This is a genomic window from Amycolatopsis sp. NPDC005003 (assembly GCF_053600695.1).
This window is the reverse complement of the sequence record NZ_JBSGAI010000028.1, coordinates 18,205-39,157: the sequence shown is the minus strand read 5'-3', so window position 1 is coordinate 39,157 and position 20,953 is coordinate 18,205. Positions and strand designations below refer to the sequence as shown.

At 70.7% G+C, this 20,953-nt stretch carries 15 protein-coding genes; 6 read left to right on the top strand and 9 right to left on the bottom strand.

The genetic code is table 11. The annotated features are described in order from the left end of the window. Window positions 1-3: 3 nt before the first annotated feature. Complete coding sequence (locus ACWED2_RS29160; protein WP_449693691.1) at window positions 4-978, bottom strand: substrate-binding domain-containing protein; 975 nt, start codon at window positions 976-978, stop codon at window positions 4-6. Window positions 979-1,346: 368 nt separating this feature from the next. On the opposite strand from ACWED2_RS29160, the gene ACWED2_RS29155 reads away from it, so the two are divergent. Beyond that, on the top strand, window positions 1,347-2,477 hold the full coding sequence (locus tag ACWED2_RS29155) for a CapA family protein (protein WP_449693690.1): 1,131 nt from the start codon (window positions 1,347-1,349) through the stop codon (window positions 2,475-2,477). A 98-nt stretch (window positions 2,478-2,575) separates the two neighbouring features. Here the strand turns inward: ACWED2_RS29155 and ACWED2_RS29150 are convergent, their stop codons facing one another. From ACWED2_RS29150 to ACWED2_RS29140, 3 genes are read right to left on the bottom strand one after another with little or no spacing between them, the layout of a single operon-like run. Continuing rightward, entirely contained in the window at window positions 2,576-3,595 is a 1,020-nt protein-coding gene (locus ACWED2_RS29150) for a family 2 encapsulin nanocompartment cargo protein polyprenyl transferase (protein ID WP_449693689.1), read from the bottom strand. Further along, window positions 3,595-4,983: a family 2B encapsulin nanocompartment shell protein gene (locus ACWED2_RS29145; protein ID WP_449693688.1), complete on the bottom strand. Its 1,389-nt coding sequence runs from the start codon at window positions 4,981-4,983 to the stop codon at window positions 3,595-3,597. The genes ACWED2_RS29150 and ACWED2_RS29145 overlap by 1 nt, the downstream gene beginning before the upstream one ends. Continuing rightward, the gene (locus tag ACWED2_RS29140; protein WP_449693687.1) at window positions 4,980-6,389 is read right to left on the bottom strand and encodes a family 2B encapsulin nanocompartment shell protein; all 1,410 of its coding nucleotides are present in this window, start codon (window positions 6,387-6,389) and stop codon (window positions 4,980-4,982) included. The genes ACWED2_RS29145 and ACWED2_RS29140 overlap by 4 nt, the downstream gene beginning before the upstream one ends. A 471-nt stretch (window positions 6,390-6,860) precedes the next feature. Between ACWED2_RS29140 and ACWED2_RS29135 the strand changes: the two genes are divergently transcribed. Together ACWED2_RS29135 and ACWED2_RS29130 are read left to right on the top strand one after the other, a co-directional pair. Then, entirely contained in the window at window positions 6,861-7,622 is a 762-nt protein-coding gene (locus ACWED2_RS29135; RefSeq protein ID WP_449693686.1) for a bestrophin-like domain, read from the top strand. Next, window positions 7,619-8,884, top strand: a complete 1,266-nt coding sequence (locus ACWED2_RS29130) for a DUF6923 family protein (RefSeq protein ID WP_449693685.1) — start codon at window positions 7,619-7,621, stop codon at window positions 8,882-8,884. Before ACWED2_RS29135 ends, ACWED2_RS29130 begins: the two co-directional genes overlap by 4 nt. Window positions 8,885-8,891: 7 nt before the next feature. Here ACWED2_RS29130 and ACWED2_RS29125 read toward each other — a convergent pair whose 3' ends face one another. From ACWED2_RS29125 to ACWED2_RS29105, 5 genes are all read right to left on the bottom strand, one after another. Continuing rightward, window positions 8,892-9,914, bottom strand: coding sequence for an autoinducer 2 ABC transporter substrate-binding protein (locus tag ACWED2_RS29125; RefSeq protein ID WP_449693776.1), 1,023 nt, complete (start codon window positions 9,912-9,914; stop codon window positions 8,892-8,894). Window positions 9,915-10,130: 216 nt separating this feature from the next. After that, window positions 10,131-11,366, bottom strand: coding sequence for a glycoside hydrolase family 88 protein (locus tag ACWED2_RS29120; protein WP_449693684.1), 1,236 nt, complete (start codon window positions 11,364-11,366; stop codon window positions 10,131-10,133). Between the two features lie 220 nt (window positions 11,367-11,586). After that, window positions 11,587-12,813, bottom strand: a complete 1,227-nt coding sequence (locus ACWED2_RS29115; protein WP_449693683.1) for a hypothetical protein — start codon at window positions 12,811-12,813, stop codon at window positions 11,587-11,589. Between the two features lie 99 nt (window positions 12,814-12,912). Then, window positions 12,913-13,860 (bottom strand): pentapeptide repeat-containing protein, encoded by a 948-nt coding sequence (locus ACWED2_RS29110; RefSeq protein WP_449693682.1) that lies wholly within the window; start codon window positions 13,858-13,860, stop codon window positions 12,913-12,915. 17 nt (window positions 13,861-13,877) lie between these two features. After that, a complete protein-coding gene (locus ACWED2_RS29105) occupies window positions 13,878-16,814 on the bottom strand; it encodes an AfsR/SARP family transcriptional regulator (protein ID WP_449693681.1) in 2,937 nt (978 codons plus the stop codon). Window positions 16,815-16,926: 112 nt separating this feature from the next. Between ACWED2_RS29105 and ACWED2_RS29100 the strand changes: the two genes are divergently transcribed. From ACWED2_RS29100 to ACWED2_RS29090, 3 genes are all read left to right on the top strand, one after another. Next, a complete protein-coding gene (locus ACWED2_RS29100; protein WP_449693680.1) occupies window positions 16,927-17,583 on the top strand; it encodes an SH3 domain-containing protein in 657 nt (218 codons plus the stop codon). Window positions 17,584-17,610: 27 nt separating this feature from the next. Then, window positions 17,611-19,182, top strand: coding sequence for an alkaline phosphatase D family protein (locus ACWED2_RS29095; RefSeq protein WP_449693679.1), 1,572 nt, complete (start codon window positions 17,611-17,613; stop codon window positions 19,180-19,182). 261 nt (window positions 19,183-19,443) lie between these two features. Beyond that, window positions 19,444-20,925: a glycoside hydrolase family 28 protein gene (locus ACWED2_RS29090; RefSeq protein WP_449693678.1), complete on the top strand. Its 1,482-nt coding sequence runs from the start codon at window positions 19,444-19,446 to the stop codon at window positions 20,923-20,925. Window positions 20,926-20,953: the final 28 nt, after the last annotated feature.

Below are 20,953 nucleotides of genomic sequence, written 5' to 3'. Positions count from 1 at the left end.
CGGTCAGGTGCAGTTGACGCCGGCCTGCTTGTAGTTGTCCTTGTTGACGATCGTGGTCTTGGCGATCGTCTCGGCGGGCAGTTCCTTGCCGTTCTTCACCTTGTCGACCAGCACCTGGATCGCCGAGCGGCCGACCTCGGCGCCGGAGATGTAGAGCGCGGCCTTGTTGCCGGTGTCCTTGCCGGCGGCCCAGTCCTTGCAGTCGAGGTAGGCGCCGAGCCCGACGCCGATGATGTTGTTCGCCGCCACACCCGAGTTGGCGAGCGCGGTCACGACGCCGGTCTCGTTCTCGTCGTTGCAGCCCCAGACGACCCAGTGCTTGACGCCCGGGTTGGAGCCGATCACCGCGCCGGAGCGGTTCTGCGCGTCGACGGGCGAGTTGTCGGTGCCGACGTCGATCACCTGCACGTCCGCGCCCGCGGCCTTCGAGAACGCCGTCTTCGCGGCGTTGACGCGGTCGGTGCAGACGGTCAGGTCCTGCTTGAACGCGCTGATGATCTTCGTGTCGGCGGCCGCCCAGCCCGCCGCCTTGAACAGCTTCCCGGCCTCGGTGCCGACCGAGTCGCCCATCTGGCTGCCGTTGAAGCCGACGAACGGGGCCTTCGCGCCGGTGCCGTCCTTGATGACGTCGTCCGAGGCGATCAGCGGGATGCCCGCGCTCTTGGCCTTGTCGATCACCTGCGGGCCGATCGCCTGGTCCGGGACGACGATGGCGACGCCGTTGGCGCCCTGCGCGACCGCGGCGTCCAGTTCGGTGATCGCCTTGTTGGCGTCCTGGCCGAGGTTGACCACCTTGAGCTCGACGCCGAGCTCCTTCGCCTTCTCCTGCGCGCCCTGGGCCTGCTCGACGAAGTACTGCTGGTCACCCTGTTTCTGCAGGTAGTACAGGGTGATCTTGCCGTTGGCCGGTGCCTGCTGCTGCGGCGCCGCGGTCTCTTTGCCCGAAGAGCAGGAGGCCAGCAGTGCGCCGGAAATCAAACAACAACCAACAAGGCTCCAGGTACGCAGCCTGTGCGAGTGTGGGGACATCGTTGCTCCCAAGGAGGCCGGGGTCGAGCGGCGCGTCGCGGCACCGCGGAGTGACTCGTATTACAAAACACCCGTTCGTGCAGCGTCAAGGCGCAGTTAGCGGAGCGAGACCTACTGTGCGTAGTTGCATCGTGGCAAGCGCGAGCTTCAATTATCGTATTTTTTCCGGCCTGTCCTGCGCGTTGTCCGGTTTTGTCCTGTGCGAATGTTCTGATCGGTGTTGTCGACTGTGGTGGAAGTTTCAAGCACGGACCCGGAGGGTGTCGCTGCCCGATTCGCCCGGCTGGCAGGATGGCCGGACCACGTTAGGGGGACCGATGACGAAGCACCGCGTCGCCGCGCTCGCCGGGGTTGCTCTCCTGGCGGCCGCTTGCAGCAGCCCGCCGCGGCAAGGGCCGGCGCCGACGCCCTTTCCCGAGGCGGCCGCGTCGTCCGCGAGCGCCGCCGCCCCCGAGGGATCGTTCAGCGTCGTCGCCACCGGGGACGTCCTGATCCACCCGGCGCTGACCGAGCAGGCCGAGGCCGACGGCGGCGGGAAGATCGACTACCGGCCGCTGCTGGCCGGGATCAAGCCGCTGATCTCCGGTGCCGACCTCGGGATCTGCCACCTCGAGACGCCACTGGCGCCGGAAGGCGGGCCGTACAGCGGTTATCCGTCGTTCAGCGCGCCGCCGGAGATCGCCGACGCGATCAAGGACACCGGCTACGACACCTGCTCGACGTCGTCCAACCACACGATCGACCAGGGCGCCGAGGGCGTCACCCGCACCCTGGACAAGCTCGACGCCATCGGCGTCAAGCACACCGGCTCGGCCCGGTCGGCGGCCGAGGCCGCGAAGCCGCTGATCCTCGACGTGCACGGCGTCAAGGTCGCCCAGGTGTCGTACGCGTTCGGCTTCAACGGCATCAAGGTGCCGGCCGGGAAACCGTGGCTGGCCAACCAGATCGACGTCGACGACGTGCTGGCTGCGGCGAAGAAGGCTCGCCAAGCCGGCGCGCAGGTGGTGATCGCCAGCCTGCACTGGGGCGTGGAGTACCAGCACGACCCGACGGCCGAGCAGCGGTCGCAGGCCAAGAAGATCCTGGCGTCGGACGACGTCGACCTGATCGTCGGCCACCACGCCCACGTGGTCCAGCCGTTCGAGAAGATCGGCGGCAAGTGGGTGGCCTACGGGCTCGGCAACAGCGTCGCCCGCCACTCCGAGCCCAAGGGCGACACGGAGGAAGGCGCGGCGGCCCGCTTCCGCTTCGTCCGCGACGGCGACCGCTGGAAGGTCGACAAGGCCGAGTACATCCCCACCCTGATCCGCCTGGAAGCCCCGATCCGCCTGATCGACTTGTCGACATCCCCGTCGTCCCCGCAGGTCACCAAGGCCCTCCAGGACACGGACAAGAACATCCTGAGCCTGAACGCCGACAAATCCGGCCTCACCCGCCCCGGCAAGTAACCCGCAACTCGCGTGATCACAGCCGGACCTCGCGTGATTGAAGCCGGATCTCGCGAGTTACGGCTTCAATCACGCGAGTCGGCGTTTCGATCACGGGGTCAGTGGGTGCGGGTGGTGATGAGGCGGGCCAGCGAGGTGAGTTCGGCGGTGGCGCGGGAGGGTGGGCCGGTGGCGGTGAGGTCTCGCAAGGCCTTGGCGAGCAACGCGTCCGCCTGGGCCTGGCTCCACTGGCGGCCGCCCGCGGCCTCGACGAGGGAAGCCGCGTGGGCCAGCTCGGTCCGGTCCAGTGGCTCGCGGCGGGCGTAGAGCGTGGCGAGGCCGGCGCCGGCGGCGGTGCCCGAGCACAGCGCCGTCACCACCGGCAGGGACTTCTTGCGGTTCTGGAGGTCCGAGTACACCGGCTTGCCGGTGACGGCCGGGTCGCCCCAGATGCCGAGCAGGTCGTCGATGTGCTGGAACGCCAGGCCGACCGCGCGGCCGAACGCGCCGAAGCGGTCCGTGCCGGCCGGCCCGCACGCCGCCCCGAGCGTGCAGGCCGCCCCCAGCAGGGCCGCCGTCTTGCCTTCCGCCATCCGGACGCACTCGCCCGGGGTGACGTCGTCGCGTTGCTCGAAGTCCAGGTCCTGGGCCTGGCCTTCGAGCAGGGCCAGCGTCGCCGCCGACAGCACCCTCGCGTTCGCCGCCCCGCTCGGCGCCAGCACCTCGAACGCCAGGCTCAGCAAGGCGTCCCCGGCCAGCACCGCCGGCCCGGTGCCGAACACCGTCCACGCCGTCGCGCGGTGCCGCCGGGTCGTGTCGCCGTCCATGACGTCGTCGTGCAGCAGCGAGAAGTTGTGCACCAGCTCGACCGCGACGGCGGCGGGCACGGCGTCGGCCGCCTCCCCGCCCGCGGCTTCCGCGCACAGCAGCACCAACGCCGGCCGCAGCGCCTTGCCGCCGTCGGTGGCCGACGGCCGCCCCGCGGCGTCCTGCCAGCCGAAGTGGTAGGCCGCGACCCGCCGCATCGCCTCCGGCGGCCGCCCGGCGGCCGCCCGCAACGCCGGGTCGACGAGCCCCTTGCTCCACGCGAGGACGTCGGCGAGCGGACGGGCCGCGGTGCGCGTGTTCATCGTCGTCATCAGTGGCCGATCTGGACGTCGTCGAGCGCGCCGAGCGCGTCCGGGACGAGGACCGCGGCGGAGTGGTACGCGCTGACGAGGTACGACGTCACCGCGCGGTCGCCGGTGCCCATGAACCGGACGTTGAGGCCGGGCTGGTATTCGTCGGGCAGTGACCGGGGCCGGAGGCCGATGACGCCGGCGTCGTCTTCGCCGGTGCGCATGGCGAGGATGGACGTCGTGCCCGCCGCGGACACCGGGAGCTTGTCGCACGGCAGGATCGGCACCCCGCGCCAGGCGGTGACGCGCTTGCCGTCCAGGACGACGGTGTCGGGGTAGATGCGCCGGCTGGTGCATTCCCGCCCGAACGCGGCGATCGCCTGCGGGTGCGCGAGGAAGAACCGGGTCTTGCGGCGGCGGCAGAGCAGGTCGTCGAGGTCGAGCGGGGTCGGCGGCCCGGTGCGGGTGGTGATCCGCTGTTTGAGGTCGGCGTTGTGGAGCAGCCCGAAGTCGGTGTTGTTGACCAGCTCGTGTTCCTGGCGTTCCCGCAAGGCTTCCACGGTCAGCCGCAGCTGTTGTTCGAGCTGGTTCATCGGCTGGTTGTAGAGGTCGGCGACGCGGTTGTGCACCCGCAGCACCGTTTGGGCGACGGCGAGGTCGTACTCGCGCGGCGAGGGGTCGTAATCGACGTAGGTGCCGGGCAGGAGGGGCTCGCCGTCGTGGCCGGCGGCGAGGTCGATGGCGGCTTCGCCCTTGGTGTTCTGCGGTTTCCGCGGCCGGGCCAGCGCTTCGGCGACGTGCGTCCGGAGGGCTTCCGACCGGCCGTTGAGCAGCGCGTAGGCGGCGGCGGGCAGGACGAGTGCGACGACGCGCGTGGCGGCCCGGGCGGTGAAGGTCCACGGGCCCGGATCGGGGCCGAGGAGCTCCTCGCCGAAGTGGTCGCCGTCGGTGGCGGTCCCCACGTGCAGGTCGTCGCCGTAGGGGCCGGTGCGGTGGCGGGTGACCTTGCCGTGGGCGAGGAGGAACAGGGTGTCCAACGGCGTTCCGGCGGTGAAGAGGGTGTCTCCTGGCTCGTATTCGCGTTGCTCGAACGCCTCCGCCAGCGCACCCAACGCCGTCTCGTCGCCGAAGTCCCGCAGCAGCGCCAGCTCGGTCAGCTCGGCGGGCACCACCTGGACCCGGGCGCCGGTGCTGAAGAAGGAGACCTTGCCGTCGCCCAGGGTGTAGGTCAGCCGCCGGTTGACCCGGTAGGAACCGGCCGGAACCTCGACCCACGGCAGCTGGGACAGCAGCCAGCGGGTGGTGATGCCGCGCATCTGCGGCAGCGTCTTGGTCGTGGTGGTCAGCGTCCGCGCCGCGGTGACGCTCAGCGAGAGCTGCACCGACGTCGTTTCCTCGGTGACGGTCACGGCGTTTCCCGGCCGATCTCGGCGCTTTCGAGGATGGCGAGGGCGTCGGGGACGAGGACGGCGGCGGAGTAGTAGGCGGAGACGAGGTAGGAGATGAGGGCTTGGTCGTTGATGCCCATGAAGCGGACGTTGAGTCCCGGCTGGTATTCGTCCGGCAGGCCGGTTTGGTGCAGCCCCACGACGCCTTGGGTTTGTTCGCCGGTGCGCATGAGGAGGATGGAGCTGGTGCGGGTGTCGGTGACGGGGATTTTGTTGCAGGGGAGGATGGGGATGCCGCGCCAGGAGGGGACTTGGTGGCCGCCCAGGTCGACGCTGGTGGGGTAGAGGCCGGCTTTGGTGCATTCGCGGCCGAAGGCGGCGATGGTGGTGGGGTGGGCGAGGAAGAAGGCGGGGTCTTTCCAGACGAGGGTGAGGAGGGCGTCGAGGTCGTCGGGGGTGGGTGGGCCGGTGCGGGTGGGGATGCGCTGGGCGAAGTCGGCGTTGTGGAGGAGTCCGAAGTCGGGGTTGTTGATCAGTTCGTGTTCCTGGCGTTCCCGCAGGGCTTCGACGGTGAGGCGGAGTTGTTGTTCGATCTGGTTCATGGGTTGGTTGTAGAGGTCGGCGACGCGGGAGTGGACGCGCAGGACGGTTTGGGCGACGGAGAGTTCGTATTCGCGGGGGTGGGCTTCGTAGTCGACGAAGGTGGCGGGGAGGAGGGGTTCGCCGTCGTGGCCGGAGGCGAGGGAGATTTCGGCTTCGCCGTGGTCGTTGCTGGCGGTGGCGCCGCGGGCCCGGTAGTCCGCCAGATGCGCTTGCAGCGTCTCGGATCGGGTGAGGATGTCGTCGAAGGCGGCGCGCGGCAAGGTGAGGACGGTGCAGGTGGTGACGGCTTTGGCGGTGTATTCCCAGATGCCGTCGCTGTCGAGGAGGGCGTGGTCGCCGAAGTGGTCGCCGTCGGCGAGGGTGCCCAGGACGACCTGGTCGCCGTAGGCGCCGGTGCCGATTTTGGTGATCTTGCCGTGGGCGAGGAGGTAGACCTGGTCGGCGGGGGAGCCGAATTCGACGAGGGCGTCGCCGGGGGCGTATTCGTGTTGGGTGAAGCGGTCGGCGAGTTCGGTGAGGACGTCTTCGTCGGTGTAGCCGCGGAGGGGGGCGAGTTCGCCGAGTTCTGGGGGGATGACGCGGACTTGGGTGCCGGTGGTGGTGAAGGTGACGCGTCCGTCGCCGACGGCGTAACTCAACCGCCGGTTGACTCGGTAGGCGCCGCCGGAGACTTCGACCCAGGGCAGGAGTTTGAGCAGCCAGCGGGAGGAGATGCCCTGCATCTGCGGGACGGACTTGGTCGTGGTGGCCAGGGTCCGGGCCGCGGCCCGTCCCAGGCTCGACGGCGCCTGCTGCTCGGATTCCACCGGGTCGGTGACAGTCACAACGAGGACCACCCAATCATTCGCGTTCGGCACGTGCCCGCCCAGCCGGCACGCCGGTCATGACCTGCTATTTGCTGATATGCGCGCGGTTTCGTGGCGCCGCGAAATCAACATAGCAACCGCCTCGGGTCGCACAATGACACGATCGGGTCACCGGGTTAATGACGCCCGCGCTCCTTGATCATTTTCCGATGATGTTCGACAGGCCTGGTCACGGGCTGTCTGCAAACGTCACTCGGTCGTGAGTTTCCCTGCTCGGCAGCGCGGTCCGCCGTCGCCCTGCGGTACGACGTGATCGCCGGTACCCCGTCGAGGCTGCGCCGAATCGGCGACTTTTGCGCTTCTTGTGCCGCCACCAGGATGAATTCGGCCCCCTCTGTTGTCCGCTCGGAAATGGGTGGCTAACTTGAGCGGTCTCGGCCCCGGAATGCCGGGCAGCGCTTCCCGCGCTCCGCGGGTGAAAGGACCCGGATGAACATCTTCGTGGCCGGCAGTCTCTGGGTGACCGGCGCGGCCGTGGTGGCGGGCGTGATCGCGTACCTGGTGCGCCGCTTCGGCTGGGACGAGGGCCGTCCCGACAACAACGACGCGGCGGGCCAGGTGTTCACCATCGTCGGCGGGCTGCACGCCGTCCTGGTCGCCTTCGTCCTGATCTCGCTGTACGACTCGGTGAGCGAAGCGGGCCAGAACGCGCAGGCCGAGGCCGACAGCCTCGTCGCGGCCACCTGGGCGGCCGACGCGCTGCCGGCCGAGACGAAGGACCGGGTGCACCAGCTCGCCGCCGCGTACGCCCGGACGGTCGAGGAGCAGGAGTGGCCCCGCCTGGCCGACGGCGGCCCGGTGCCCACCACCGGCGCGACGCAGCTCGACCAGATGCGCCAGGCGGTGGCGGCCGCGCCCGCCGACGACGACTGGCTGCTGGACCGCAAGACCGAGGCCAGCGACCAGCTCTGGTCGGTCTACCAGGCCCGTGAGCAGCGGCTGGCCCACTCGGGCGACGGGGTCGGCGCCGTCGTCTGGTTCGCCCTCGTCCTCGGCAGCGTGATCACCGCGATCCTGCTGCCCAACCTGTTCGGCGGCACCCGGCTCGCCGCGCACATCATCATCGTGTCCACCCTGGCCGGCACGATCACGTTGCTGCTGTTCGCCATCTACCAGCTGCAGAACCCGTTCAGCGGCGGCGCGAAGGTGGCACCGGAGGCGTTCGTCTCGGCACTGGAAAGGCTGGTTTGACCGGCACGCGGGCCCGCTGGGCGGCGATGCTCGGGGCGGCCGTGGCGGTTTCGGCCCTGCTGGCGGCGACGGGCTGGCTCGCCCCGCCGTCGGCGAAGCGGCCCGCCCGGGAGCCGGGCGGCTGCACGATCCTGCAGGCGGAGAACCAACGCGACGGCGCACCGACGACGTTGCGGCTGCTCTCCCTGCCCGGCGGGGTGACGAAGCGGGTCAGCCAGGCCGGGTACTGGATCAACGCGATGGGCTACTCGAGCGCGCAGGACGTCGTCTACGGCGTCGCCGACGGCACCCGCGCCGGCCGGTACGACCACGGCGCGCACGCGGTCCGGATCGACGCCGACGGCGTGGTCACCGACCTCGGCGTGATCGGCCGCGCGGGGGCGCGGCACCCGGTGTGGAGCCTGGTCACCGGGGCCACCGCGGGCGCGATCGACGGCGACCGCTGGTACGTCCGGCAGGGCAGCGATCTGTACACAGTGGACATCGACCCGGGCGGCCAGGATTACCTGCGGGTGGTGCACCGGACGGCGCTGCGGCCGGTGTCGCTCGCCGTCGGCGTCGACGACTTCGCCTTCGACCCGGCGGACGGGCTCCTCCACGGCGTCTCGACGACCTCGCGCGGGGACGGCTCCGTGGTCACCCTCGACCCGTCGAGCGGGAAGGTCGCGGTGGTGCCCGGGCTCCGGTTCCCCGAGGGCGGGGCGTACGGGTCGGTGGTGCTCGCGCCCGGCGCGATCTACGCCACGGCCAACCACGACGGGCAGCGCAGCGTCACCTATCGCCTGCCGCGTGACGGCTCGGGCCCGGCCACCGAGGTCGCGGCCGGGCCCCCGCTGGTGAGCGGCGACGCGGCCGGGTGCCTCGGCGAGGCGCCCCCACCGCCCCCGACCTCCTCGTCGCCACCGCCCACGACACCCCAGGAGCCGTCGCCGCCGCCCCGGACCGAGCCGCCTGCCACGCAGGCGCCGGAGCCGCCACCGCCGCCGCAGCCGCCGCCGGTGGAGCAGCCCGCCGTCGTGCCGCCGTCGCCGCTGCCGTCCCCCACGCCGTCGCCGGTGGTGGTCACGCCGCCGCCCGCCACCTCCGAGCCGCCACCGCCGCCGCCGACGACGTCATCCCACGGGCGGCCGACGAAGAAGGCCGAGGTGGTGGCCGCGGACACCGGCAAGCGGACCGAAGAGAAGCGCCGCTGGGGGCTGACCGCGCTGATCCTCGTGCTGGGCGGCGGCGCGGCGGTCGCGCACGTGCGCCGGCACCGGTGAGGCGGAGTCAGTACTTGAACTGGTCGACGTTGTCGGCCGTGATGAGCAGGGGGTCGCCCAGCAGGACGGTCTTCGTGGCCGTGTCGTACTTCACCGCCGGCAGCTCCAGGCTCACCTTGTTGACGGCCTGGAGCGGCTTGCCGTCGGCGATCTGTTTCGCCGTCCACGCGGTCAGGTAGCCCAGCGACTCGACGTTCCACAGCACCGACTGCGAGCACGCGCCCTTGAGCAGGAACGGCTTGATGGCCTGCGGCGTCCCGACGCCGACGGTGAACACCCGGCCGATCTTCTGCTCGTCGTCGACGGCCTTCGCGACGCCGGGCGCGGACGTCGTGCACTCGCCGATCAGCCCGGTCAGGCCGGGGTGGCTGGTCATGAGCTGCTTGGCGATGGCCGTCGCGGCGGCCACGTCTTCGCCCGCGTACACGGTGTCGACGAGCTCGGCCTTCGGGTAGTGCGCGGCCGCGTACTCCTTCTGCACCGCGATCCACGAGTTGAGGTTCGCCGCGGCCGGGCCGCAGGAGACGATCGCGTACTGGCCGGTGCCGCCGGTCTTCGCCATCAGCGCGTCGACGAGCGCGGTACCGATGCCCTGCGCGCTGGCCTGGTTGACGAACACCTCGCGCTGCGTGCCCGGGGCGTCGGTGTCCGAGGTGAGCACGTGGATGCCCTTGGCCCTGGCCTCGGCGATCACGCCCGCGAGCGCGGCCGGGTCGTTGGGGGCCACGACGATGACGTCGACCTTCTTCGCGATCAGGTCGCGCATGATGGTCACCTGGGCGGCCGGGTCGACGGTCGCCGGGCCGGTCGAATGCCACGCCACGCCCAGCTGCTTCGCCGCCTCGAGGCCGCCGTTGTCCATCGCTTCGAAGTACGGGATGTCGCGGACCTTGGGCACGAACTCGATCCGGGTCGGCGGCGGGGCGGGCGCGCTGCCCAGCTGGTCCGAGCAGCCTCCGAGCGTGAGCGCCGCGACCGCCGTCACCGTCGCGACCAGCCGGAAGGTTTTCGTCGGCCCTCGCATCTCCACCCGTTCCTCAGGAAATTCGATCGGTTCGATGGGTCTGCGCATGGTGGAGACCAAGGGCGAACGTAGGGCCCCGGGTAACTGTGGTCAACGGGATGTGCGCAAAGGGTTACGGAAGTGAGTTCTGCCCTGGGGGAAACCTCCTGGTCAACCGCTTCGGCTACGCTGAGTGACAACAGGACAGCGCGTTGGGGGAGGTGGCGGCCTCCCCGGAGGCCGCTACACGCTCGAAAGGTCGATCGCGCGGTCCACCTTGCGCCGGTCGAGCACCCGCAGGATGCCTTCCAGCAGGTAGTAGTCGGCGTAGGGCAGCGAGACCTCGACGCCGTCTTCGTTCGGCCGGTTGCGGGTGCAGCGCGCGACGCTCGCCTCGGCGCGGGCGGACTTCGTCGTCAGGCACGTCCGCGACACCGCGGTGAGGATCCGCAGCGCGCTTTCGCGGTACTGCGGGCGGTGCGTGAGCTCCGCCAGGTCGAGCAGCCCGCACGCCATGATCACCCCGGCGGAGGCGTCCTTGACGTCGTTCGGCGCCTGCGGGGCCAGGTAGTCCCACACCGGCACGTGGTCGGGCGTCAGCCGGGACAGTGCGAAGTCCGCCAGCCGCCGGGCCGTGGCCAGGAACTCCGGGTCCCCGGTGCGCCGGTGGATGGTGGTGAACCCGTAGACGCCCCAGGCCTGCCCGCGCGACCAGCACGACGCCGGGCTGTAGCCCTGCACGGTGTTCGGCCCGATCGGCGCCCCGGTGACCGGGTCGAAGTCGAACACGTGCGGTGTCGACCCGTCGGGGCGCAGGAAGTTCCGCTGCGCCGTCTTCGCGTGCGCGACGGCGATCTCGAGGTACTTCGGGTCCTGCGTCTGCGCACCGGCGAACGCGAGCAGGTCGAGGTTCATCATCGTGTCCATGATGACGCGGCCGGCGTTCTTCGGGTCGTCCAGCGCACCCCAGGCGCGGATGAACCGACCCGCCGGGTTGTACCGCTTGATCAGCGACGACGCGGCCTGCACCGCGCCCGCTTTCCACTTCTCGTCGCCGGTGAGCCGCCAGGCGGTCACCCACGAGGGGTAGAAGAGGAACCCGAGGTCGTGCGTGCCCGTGTCGTTCTGGCGCGGCGCGAGTTTTTCGGCGGAAGCCAGTGCGAGGCTCTTGAATTGTTCCTCGCCGCTGTGCAGCCAGGCCAGCCACAACTGGCCGGGCCAGAATCCGCCGACCCAGTCGCCGTTCTGCGAATAGGTCCATTTCTCGAACTTCGTGCCGACCGGAAATGCGGTGACGCCGGGGGCCACCGCGCGGAGCTTGGCCACCGCGTAATCGGCCGCTTGGCGGAGCGTCCGGGTGACCGAGGCCAGGTCGGGGCGGTCGGGGGTGGCCGCGGCGGCGGCCGTTGACGTGCTGGCGCCCACCGCTACCGCGGCACCGGCCGCGGTGGTCAGCAGGGTTCTCCGGGAAACGCTCACAGGTGCCCGCCATTCCGTGAATTCGGGGGAGGAGAGTGCCCGGAATTTTTGCACGCCCGGCGGGCCGTTGTACACCCGGCGGAAGCCTGTTCACGTTTGTGAAAAGTGTGCCGGTGAGCGGAATGGTACGGAAAAAGGGCGAAGGCCCGGCGGGGGACACCGGGCCTTCGCCGTTGTCGCGGGTGAGGGCAGTCAACCACGCGACGATCGGGGACGTTCGTCAGCAGTGCGGGGCGACGGGGTCGTCCGAGCCGGTCTGGAGGTAGGTGTCCGAGACGTAGTTGTTCGGGCCGATCCGGTCCCAGATGTTGCTGGTGCCGAACTTGCCGGTGACCGTGTCACCTTCGACGTAGCACTCGATGTTCACCTTGGCGTAGTTCGCCGCGAGGCCCTTGACGGCGGCCGACGTGCTGGCGCTCGCCCGGACGTTCATCGGGTCGCCCGCGGTGCTGACGACGCCGGTCTTGTCGGAGCCGGTCCACAGGTAGGTGACGTTGACGTTGCCGTTGTCCGACATGCCGAGCCCGTCGTAGAAGACGCCGTCGGCGAGGTCGATGCCGGCCGGGTTGCCGACCTTGTAGCCGAGGTCGTCCTTACCGCCGTTGTACCCGTTGTGGTAGGCGGCGTACGCCTCCGGCTGGCCCTGCGGGAGGTCCTTGTACTCGTAGCGCACCGAGGCCGGGTTCCAGTAGTCGTCCTTGGTGTTCCACGGGCCGACGTCCCACACCGGGGCGTACTCGCAGCGGCTGCCGTCGGTCTTGCAGACGCGCACGGTGTAGGTGCCGGTGCCCTTGCTCGACAGGGCGCGCCCGGACGGCAGTGCGACGAAGTGGTCGCGGCTGGTGATGACGTGGCCGTTGGCGGTCGTGTGCCCGGTCAGGCCTTCGCGGGTGGCGTAGATCTTGTAGGTCAACGCGGTCGAGGCGGCCAGCGCGTTGGTCTGCGGGACGCTGTCGGCGCTGAGGGCGACGCTCTTGACCGTGGGCGCCGCGCCGTCGGTGGTGCTGTGCAGGCTGATCCGCACCTGCACCTCGCTCACCGTGCTCTTCAGCGCGGTGCCCGCGGGCGTCCACTCGGTCCAGTCGTTCACGCCGGTCCGGCCGCGGACGTCGACGTCGACCGAAGTGCCCTTGGGCGTGTCGAGGTTCAGCTCCGCGCTGACGCGGTTGGCCGGCGAGCCGAGCTTGTGCTCCGCGGTGGTCAGGCTGCCCTCGCTGCCGGCGAACACCCGGGCGGTTCGGTGCCACGCGGCGTCGGCCAGGGTGAGCGTGCCACCCGCGCCGGTGACGTTGACGTCGTTGCTGTCCACAGTGGACAGGTCGGCGGTCCAGTTCGTGTTGGCGGCGGGCGCCGTGGCGGCCTGGGCGGGGGCTCCGGCCAGCGCCGTCACCGCCCCGGCGGCCAGAACCGCCGCGGTCACGCGGCCGGCTTTCATGATCCGGATCATCCCCGGTTCTCCTCTCGCACCTGTTGTTTCGAAGGTGGCGAAAGACTGACCGGGCGGCGTACATGATCCGTACAAGCAGCTTGTGCGCGCCGGGCAAGGTTAGGCGCCGGGCAGCAGAAGTCCTGGTGGCGGCGTCTCCCACGGATCGAACACCGGCGGCGTGGTGTAGTCGTCGGGGCCGACCCGGGAGAGGTCGACCTCACCGCCGGTGAACTTGGCCCCGCGGAAGGACACTTCGCCGCCTTCGAAGGCGGCGCCCTCGAACCGGACGCGGCCGCCGCTGAACTCGGCGTTGTCGAAGGTCACCCGGGCGCCGGGGCTGAACGTCGCACCGCCGAACCAGACTTCGCCGCCGCTGACGTGCATCCCGTCGAACGAAGTCCAGCCGGCGGGGAACCGGGCCAGGCTGAACAGCAGCCGGCCGCCGGTCACCTCGATGTCCGCGAAGTCCGCGGAGCGGAGGATGACCCGGAGGAGGTTGAACTCGTGGCCCTGCCAGCCGACCGGCGCGCCCGGGCGGAGGTGGTCGCTGATCACGCTCGTGATCGAGAAGCGGACTTCGGTTTCCTCGTCGTGGTACCACGGCGAATCCACCGCCGGCTCGTACGGCATGCGCAGGTACGCGCACAGCACGTCGATGCACACCTGGCGTTGCGCGGCCCACTCGTCGGCGAGGCTCGCCAAGGCGTACACCCCGGCGAGCCGGACGGTCGTCTTCTCGTGGCCGATCTGGGCGCACGCGGTGGCGAAGCGCTCGTTCAGGACCTTGACGTGCTCGCGTGCTTCGGCCGCCTCGCCGATGCGTTGTTTGCGGTAGGCGACGACGAGCGCCACCACCCCGCCGACGCCCGCCACGACCGACAACGCGATCTTGATGACGTTCAGCCGGGTGTCCGGGCCGGGCGCGGCCGGCAGGCCCAGCGCCAGCCAGAGGAGCGTGTTCGCGGCCGCGAACACGCCGAGCCCGATCAGGACCACCACGAAGAGGTGTCTCCCGATCGGCCACAGCCCCGCGGCCCGGGCGCGCCGGGAGTTCGTCGAAGTCACGGCGAGGCCCTCGGTGGTCAGGCCGAAGCGATGTGCGGCCGCTCCTCCGTGACGGCCGCCGCCGGCTCCTTCGGCCGGGTGGACAGCTCGCGCCAGATGGCCAGCGCCCGCTCCGAGTAGTCCCGCGACCGCTCCGGCTGCGACAGCGCCCGGTGCAGTTCCCCGAGCAGCTGCGACACCTCGGCCTCCGACCGCCGGTCCCCGTTGCGGCGGTGCACCGCCAGCGAGTTCACCAGCAGTAGCTGCGCGTGCGCGAAGTCCCCGCTGTGCAGGCACAGCTCACCCAGGTTCTGGTTCGCGTACCCCACGCAGTGGTCGTCGCCGAGGTCGGTGAAGATCGCGATCGCCCGGTCGACGTGCTCGCGGGCCGCCGCCAGGTGGCCCTGGTGCTGGTACAGCAGCCCCAGCCGCTTGAGCGCGTGGGCCTCGCGGTGGCGGTCGCCGATCGAGGCCGACTGCTCCAGGGCGTCCGTGAACCAGCGCTTCGCCGCCGCGTAGCAGCCTCGGGACATCCACACCGCGCCCGCGCCGAGGCGGGCCACCGCTTCGCCGTTCGGGTCGTCCGCCTCCTCGAACAGCCGCAACGCCTCGTGGCAGTGGTCGAGGGCCAGGTCGTCCTCGCCCTCGATGCGGAGGATCGTCGAGAGCCCGGTCAGGGCGACGGCGACACCCTGCGCGTCACCGGCCGCGTCGAACAGCTTCTTCGACTCCTCGAACGCCACCCGCGCCTCGGCGTACTCGTCCTGGTAGAGCAGGTACTGCCCGAGGTTGCGCTGGACGATCGCCTCGGCCCGCGCCGAGCCCGCCCGGCGGGCCGCCGCCAAGGCGACCAGGTGGGTGCTGTGCCAGTCGTCCTGCGGGCCCCGCAGGTCGAAGTACGGCGTCAGCGCCGAAGCCAGCTGCCAGGCCAGGTCGTCGAACCGGTGCTGGGCGGCCAGCGAAACCGCCGCGACGGTCGTGTGCCGCTCGGCCGCGAACCAGGCCGCCGGGTCTTCGGGCAGGACACCTTCGGGCACGCCGGGGCGCGGCAGCTCGTCGTCGCAGTACGCCCCGAAGAAGTGCAGCGGCATCCGGCGCGCCGCCTCGAGCGCGAGCCCCAGGTAGCCCTCCAGCACCCGTCGCAGGCCGGCGCGGGTCTTCGCCGCGTCACTCCGCTCGGCGAGCTCCACCGCGTACACGCGCAGCAGGTCGTGCAGCCGGTAGCGCGGCTGCCCGGCCGAGTCGGAGCCGACGAGCTCGACGAGGTGGCCGTCGACCAGCACGTCGAGCACTTCGTCGGCATCGCGGCGGCCCAGGACGGCCGCGACCGCCCACGCCGGGAACTGGACCGGTCCGAGCAGGCCCAGCCCGCGGAACGCCGTCGCCGCCGACATCGGCAGCAGGTCGTACGACAGCGTGACGCTCGCGCGGACGGCGAGATCGCCCACGCGCAGCTCGTCGAGCCGGCGGCGCTCGTCGCCCAGCCGGTCGGCCAGCAGCCGCAGCGTCCAGCCCGGCCGGTGCGTCAGCTTCGCGCCGGCCACCCGGATCGCCAGCGGCAGGTGCCCGCACTGGCGCAGGATCGCCGCGGCGCTCTCCGGCTCCGCGGCGACGCGCTCGGCGCCGACGATGCCCTGCAGCAGCCGTGCGGCCTCGGCCTCGGGCAGCAGGTCGACGTCCACCGGCTTCGCGCCGTCGAGCCCGGGCAGCCGGATCCGGCTGGTCACCAGCACCGCGCAGGCCCCGGCGCCGGGCAGCAGCGGCCGCACCTGGGCTTCGCTGCCGGCGTCGTCGAGCACGACGCACATCCGCCGCCCGGCCAGCCGCGACCGCAGCAGCGCCGACCGCTCGGCCAGCTCGCGCGGCAGGCCGGCGTCGGGGATGCCCAGCGTGCGCAGCAGCTCGGCGAGCACGCTCATCGGTGCCCGCGGTGACGAGGACGTACCGGCCAGGTCGACGTGCAGCTGGCCGTCGGGGAACTCGTCGCGGACCGCGTGCGCGACCCGGACGGCGACCGCCGACTTGCCGACGCCCGGCGCGCCCGACAGCACGACCACGGCGGGCGTGCCGGAGCCCGCCCGCTCCTGCAGCAGGGTGACGACGTCGCGGATCAGCGTGTCGCGGCCGGTGAAGTCCGGCAGGTCCAGGGGGAGCTGGCAGACCGGGGCGATGTCGGCGGCCCGGCCCGGGAGGAGGTTCTCCGGCACGAGGGTCGCGCGCAGCTCGCGCAGCCGGGCCCCCGGTTCGGCGTCGAGCTCGTCGCGCAGGACCCGCTCGGCCGACTCGTACGCCTCGATCGCGTCGCCGGTCCGGCCGGCCGCGCGCAGGGCGACGATCAGCTGCGCCCAGAGCTCTTCGCGCAGCGGGTGCTCGGTGACCAGGCCGCGCAGCTCGGCGATGGCTTCGCCGGAGCGGCCGAGGCCGATGCGCGCGCGGAGCCGCTGTTCCTGCACCGACAGCCGCAGTTCGGCGAGCCGGGCGACGGTCGCGCCCCAGCTGTGGTCGTGCGGGAGGCCTTCGAGGACTTCGCCGCGCCACAGCGCGTCGGCCTTGTCGAGGAGTTTGAGGGCGCTCTCGGCTTCGCCGCCGTCGAGCGCTTCCTGTGCTTCGCCGGCCAAGGCGGCGAAGGCGAGGTGGTCCAGTTCGTCCGGCGACGCGGTCAGCAGGTAGCCGGAGGCCCGGCTGCTGATCCGCTCGCCCAGGTCGGGATGGATTTCCGCGAACCGTCTTCGCAGCGAATGCACGTACGTGCGGATGTTCGCCGCGGCCGACCGCGGCGCCGACTCCGGCCACAGCACTTCCACCAGCACGTCGGTCGAGACGACGACGTTCGGCTGCAGGGCCAGCGCGGCCAGCAGCAGCCGGGGCTTCGGGCCGCCGAGGGCGATCACCCGCCCGGCGGCGGTGACCTCCAGCGGACCGAGGACGCGGATGGTAAGCGAGGTGGTCTCAACCTGCCCGATGAGTTCCCCCATGTCCCGGACTCTAGGACCCGTCCGGCGCAGGGGATAGATCCATTCGGAGTGTCTGAGCACACACGGGCGCGCTTTGTACGGAACGTGTACGGCCGGGAGCGACGCTGCGGCCATGAAGCGATCGAAACTCCGGCGTATCGCCGGTTCCGGCCTGGTACTGGCCGCGGTCGGCGCGCTCCTGACCGGCGGCGCGATCGAGGCGTCCGCGGCGGCGAGCGGAACCGTGAAGACCGCGGGCGACCCCCTCAACGTCCGCCGGGCACCCACCGCGAGTGCCACGGCCGTCAGGACCGTCGCCAACGGCGCCACCGTCACCATCGACTGCCAGATCAACGGCGCGTCGGTGACCGGCACCTACGGCACGAGCACGTTGTGGGACTACGTGCCCGCGCTCGGCGGGTACATCTCGGACACCTACGTCTTCACCAACTCCGACACGCGGATCGCGCCCGACTGCGGCGTCGGCTCGGGCAGCGGCCAGTGCGCCGACGCCTGCGCGGGCGAGGCGCAGTACCGCGCGTCCGACTCCCACTTCCTGGTCTACGACATGAAATCCGACGGCTACTCCGCCGTGGTCGCCTACTGGCTCAAGGGCGGCGCCGGGCCGTTCTACGTCTGGAACTCCGGCGGCGAGGGCACGAAGGTCGACAAGGCCGTCCCGGTCCCGCGCGGCACCTGGCTCTTCTACAAGGTGTGCGTCGCCAACTACACGACCGCCAAGCCGGCGCTGCTGTCCTGCAGCGACGGCATCACCGACTACGCGGCCTGAGGCCCGGTCACGAGAAAGGGCTTTCCCATGGGTCAGGTCAACCGGCGCAAGGTGCTGCTCGGCGGGCTCGCCGCGGTCACCGCCACCGCGGCTTCGGCGGCGCTGCCGTCGTGGGCGAACGCCCGCACCACGGCCGCCGCTCCCCCCATCCGCGATCCGTTCCAGCTCGGCATCGCCTCCGGCGATCCGCTTCCCGACAGCGTCGTGTTGTGGACGAGACTCGCCCCCTCGCCGCTCAACCCGGACGGCTTCGGCGGCATGCCGGACGCCACGTACGCGGTCGACTGGGAGATCGCGAACGACGAGGCGTTCAGTTCGGTCGTGCAGCGCGGCTCGGTGAACGCCGTCAGCGCGTCCGGGCACAGCGTCCACATCGAACCGACCGGGCTCGAGCCGGCGCGCGAGTACTTCTACCGGTTCAAGAGCTCCGGTTACCTCTCGCCGGTCGGCCGGACGCGCACCGCGCCCGCCGCCGGTGCCGCGGTCAACCAGCTCAAGTACTGCTTCAGCTCCTGCCAGCACTGGGAGGAGGGCTACTACCACGCGTACAAGGGCATCGTGGCCGACGACCCGGACCTGGTGCTGTTCCTCGGCGACTACATCTACGAGAAGGAGTCGGGCCGCACCGCGAAGGAGCGCAACCCGCGCACCCACGCCTTCACCGAGGACGTCACGACGCTGGCGCACTACCGCGCCCGCCACGCCCAGCACAAGACCGACGCCGACCTGCAGGCCGCGCACGCGATCGCACCCTGGATCGTCGTGTTCGACGACCACGAGGTCATGAACAACTGGAACGGCACCACCTCGCCCGCCCCGGCCGCGCGCAAGGCCGCCGGGTTCCAGGCCTTCTACGAGAACACCCCGATCCGCTCGACGGCCAAGCCGAACGGCTCGTCGATCCAGCTGTACCGGCAGCTGATGTGGGGCAACCTGGCCCGGTTCCACATGCTCGACACCCGCCAGTACCGCAGCGCCCAGGTGCCCGACCCCGCCGGCGACGCCGGTCCGGACTGCGGGGAGATGCGCAACACGTCCCGCAGCATCCTCGGCGCCACGGAGGAGGCGTGGCTGCTCAAGCAGTTCGAGTCGCACCCGGCGACGTGGGACTTCCTCGGCCAGCAGGTCTTCTTCGCCACGCGTGACTCCGACGGCAACAAGGCCACCTGCGAGAGCAACGACTCCTGGCAGGGCTACGAGGCTTCCCGGAACCGGATCCAGCAGGGCTGGGTCGACCGCAAGGTCGCCAACCCGGTGGTGCTGACCGGCGACGTCCACCGGCACTGGGCCGCCGACCTGCGGACGGACTACTTCAACCACAGCTCCCCGATCATCGGCTCCGAGCTGGTCACGACGTCGGTCACGAGCAACAGCGACACCGCCTCGCCGCCCGACGCGGCCTGGAGCGCGAACAACCCGCACGTCAAGTACTGCAAGGGCGAGCGCGGGTACGTCCGCGTCACGACCACGCCGTCGCAGCTGCGGGCGGACTTCATGACGACGTCGGACACCAGCGTCTACGACCCGGCGTCGGTGGTCATCAAGAACGACCGCAGCTACGTGGTGCAGGCGGGCAAGGCGGGCCTCCAGCAGGTCTGAAGCCACGCTGCGTGACGGCCGATCATGGCGGATTCACGTCGTGGACCATGAAAAACGCACGGGGCACCCGGGCCCCGCGAAGGTAGAATCCGGGAATCCTGAATGGACACCGGGACCCGCCGATCACGGGGACCCGCGCCCGACTGGGGGTGGCGCGGGTCCCCAGGCCCGTCGATCTTGACATTCCGTTCGCCGCACTCGTAATCTGGGTGTTCCGCCGTCGTGCCGAATTTTTCGATTCCATGACAAGGCGGTTCCACGGTGAAAAAACTCTTGCTGATCACCTTCGCGGTGGCCGGGCTGGCGGTGGCCGGCGCCGGTGTTTCCGCTGCCGCGCCCGGCGGCGTGTACGACGTGAAGGACTACGGCGCCAAGGGAAACGGGTCGGCCAACGACTCCGCCGCCATCGACAAGGCGATCACCGCGGCGAACGCGGCGGGCGGCGGCACCGTCCGGTTCGGCTCCGGCACCTACAAGTCGGCGAACACCGTCCACCTCAAGAGCAACGTCACGATCCAGCTCGACGCGGGGGCGACGATCACCGGGTCGAGCGCGGACACCTACGACAAGCCCGAGTCGAACCAGTGGGACGACTACCAGGACTACGGCCACAGCCACTTCCACAACGCGATGTTCTACGGCGACAAGCTCACGAACATCGGCTTCACCGGCGCCGGCACGATCGACGGCGGCGGCAACCTCATCACCGGCAACCCGAAGTCCGGCGAGGCCGACAAGATCCTGTCCATCACCCGGTGTGACGGCCTGACGCTGTCCGGCGTCAAGCTGCGCCGCGGCGGGCACTTCGCGGCGCTGATCAACGGCTGCACGAACGTCGTCTCGGATCACCTGACCATCGACACGGCGAGCGACCGCGACGGCTGGAACATCATCAGCACCACGAACGTCACGATCACCAACGCGAACATCGCGGCCAACGACGACGCCTTGGTGTTCAAGAGCGACTACGCACTCGGCGCGAAACTGCCGAACGGGAACGTCACGGTGAACAACGCGAAACTTTCGGCGCAGTGCTGCAACGCGCTGATGTTCGGGTCCGAGACGTGCGGTGACTTCACCGGCTACCAGTTCTCGGACATCACGATCACCGGCGCGCACAAATCCGGCATCGGCATCGTCTCCATGGACGGCGCGAAGATCTCCGACGTGCACTACCGCAACATCACGATGTCGGGCACGTACTCGCCGATCATGATGAAGATCGGCACGCGCAAGCGCTGCGGCAACAACCCCGGCGTCGGGTCGATCAGCAACATCACGCTGGACAACGTCACCGGCACGCACACCGGCAGCAACTTCAGCCCGACGATCTGGGGCGCGGACAGCGGCCACCGCGTCTCCGACGTCACGTTCACCGGCGTGAAGCTGAACGTGCCCGGCGGCAACGGCACCATGGGCACCGGCGTCCCGGACAACAAGGCGACGGACTACAACCCGAAGAGCATCGGCACCCGCCCGTCCTACGGCTGGTACCTGCACTACGCGGCCGGCATCAAGTTCGTGAACAGCTCGGTGGAGTTCGCCAAGGACGACGGCCGCCCGGCGAGCATCGTGAACAACAGCTCGGACATCACGTTCGACCACTTCACCGCGGAGAAGGGCTCGAAGAGCCCGTTCGACGTCGGCTTCCAGTCGGTGACCGGCTACTGCGTCAAGGACTCGGCGACCACCTCGGGCTCCGCCCTCCGCCTCGACACCTCAAGCTCCACCTCGAACTGCTGACCCACCCGGCCGAGGCCCCTTCCCGCGC

What these genes read in the sequence shown, in the direction of transcription:
- ACWED2_RS29155 (WP_449693690.1), top strand. Translation starts at nt 1,347, where the DNA reads ATGACGAAGCACCGCGTCGCCGCGCTCGCCGGGGTTGCTCTCCTGGCG.
- ACWED2_RS29095 (WP_449693679.1), top strand. Translation starts at nt 17,611, where the DNA reads ATGGGTCAGGTCAACCGGCGCAAGGTGCTGCTCGGCGGGCTCGCCGCG.
- ACWED2_RS29100 (WP_449693680.1), top strand. Translation starts at nt 16,927, where the DNA reads ATGAAGCGATCGAAACTCCGGCGTATCGCCGGTTCCGGCCTGGTACTG.
- ACWED2_RS29105 (WP_449693681.1), bottom strand. Translation starts at nt 16,814, where the DNA reads ATGGGGGAACTCATCGGGCAGGTTGAGACCACCTCGCTTACCATCCGC.
- ACWED2_RS29135 (WP_449693686.1), top strand. Translation starts at nt 6,861, where the DNA reads ATGAACATCTTCGTGGCCGGCAGTCTCTGGGTGACCGGCGCGGCCGTG.
- ACWED2_RS29150 (WP_449693689.1), bottom strand. Translation starts at nt 3,595, where the DNA reads ATGACGACGATGAACACGCGCACCGCGGCCCGTCCGCTCGCCGACGTC.
- ACWED2_RS29115 (WP_449693683.1), bottom strand. Translation starts at nt 12,813, where the DNA reads ATGATCCGGATCATGAAAGCCGGCCGCGTGACCGCGGCGGTTCTGGCC.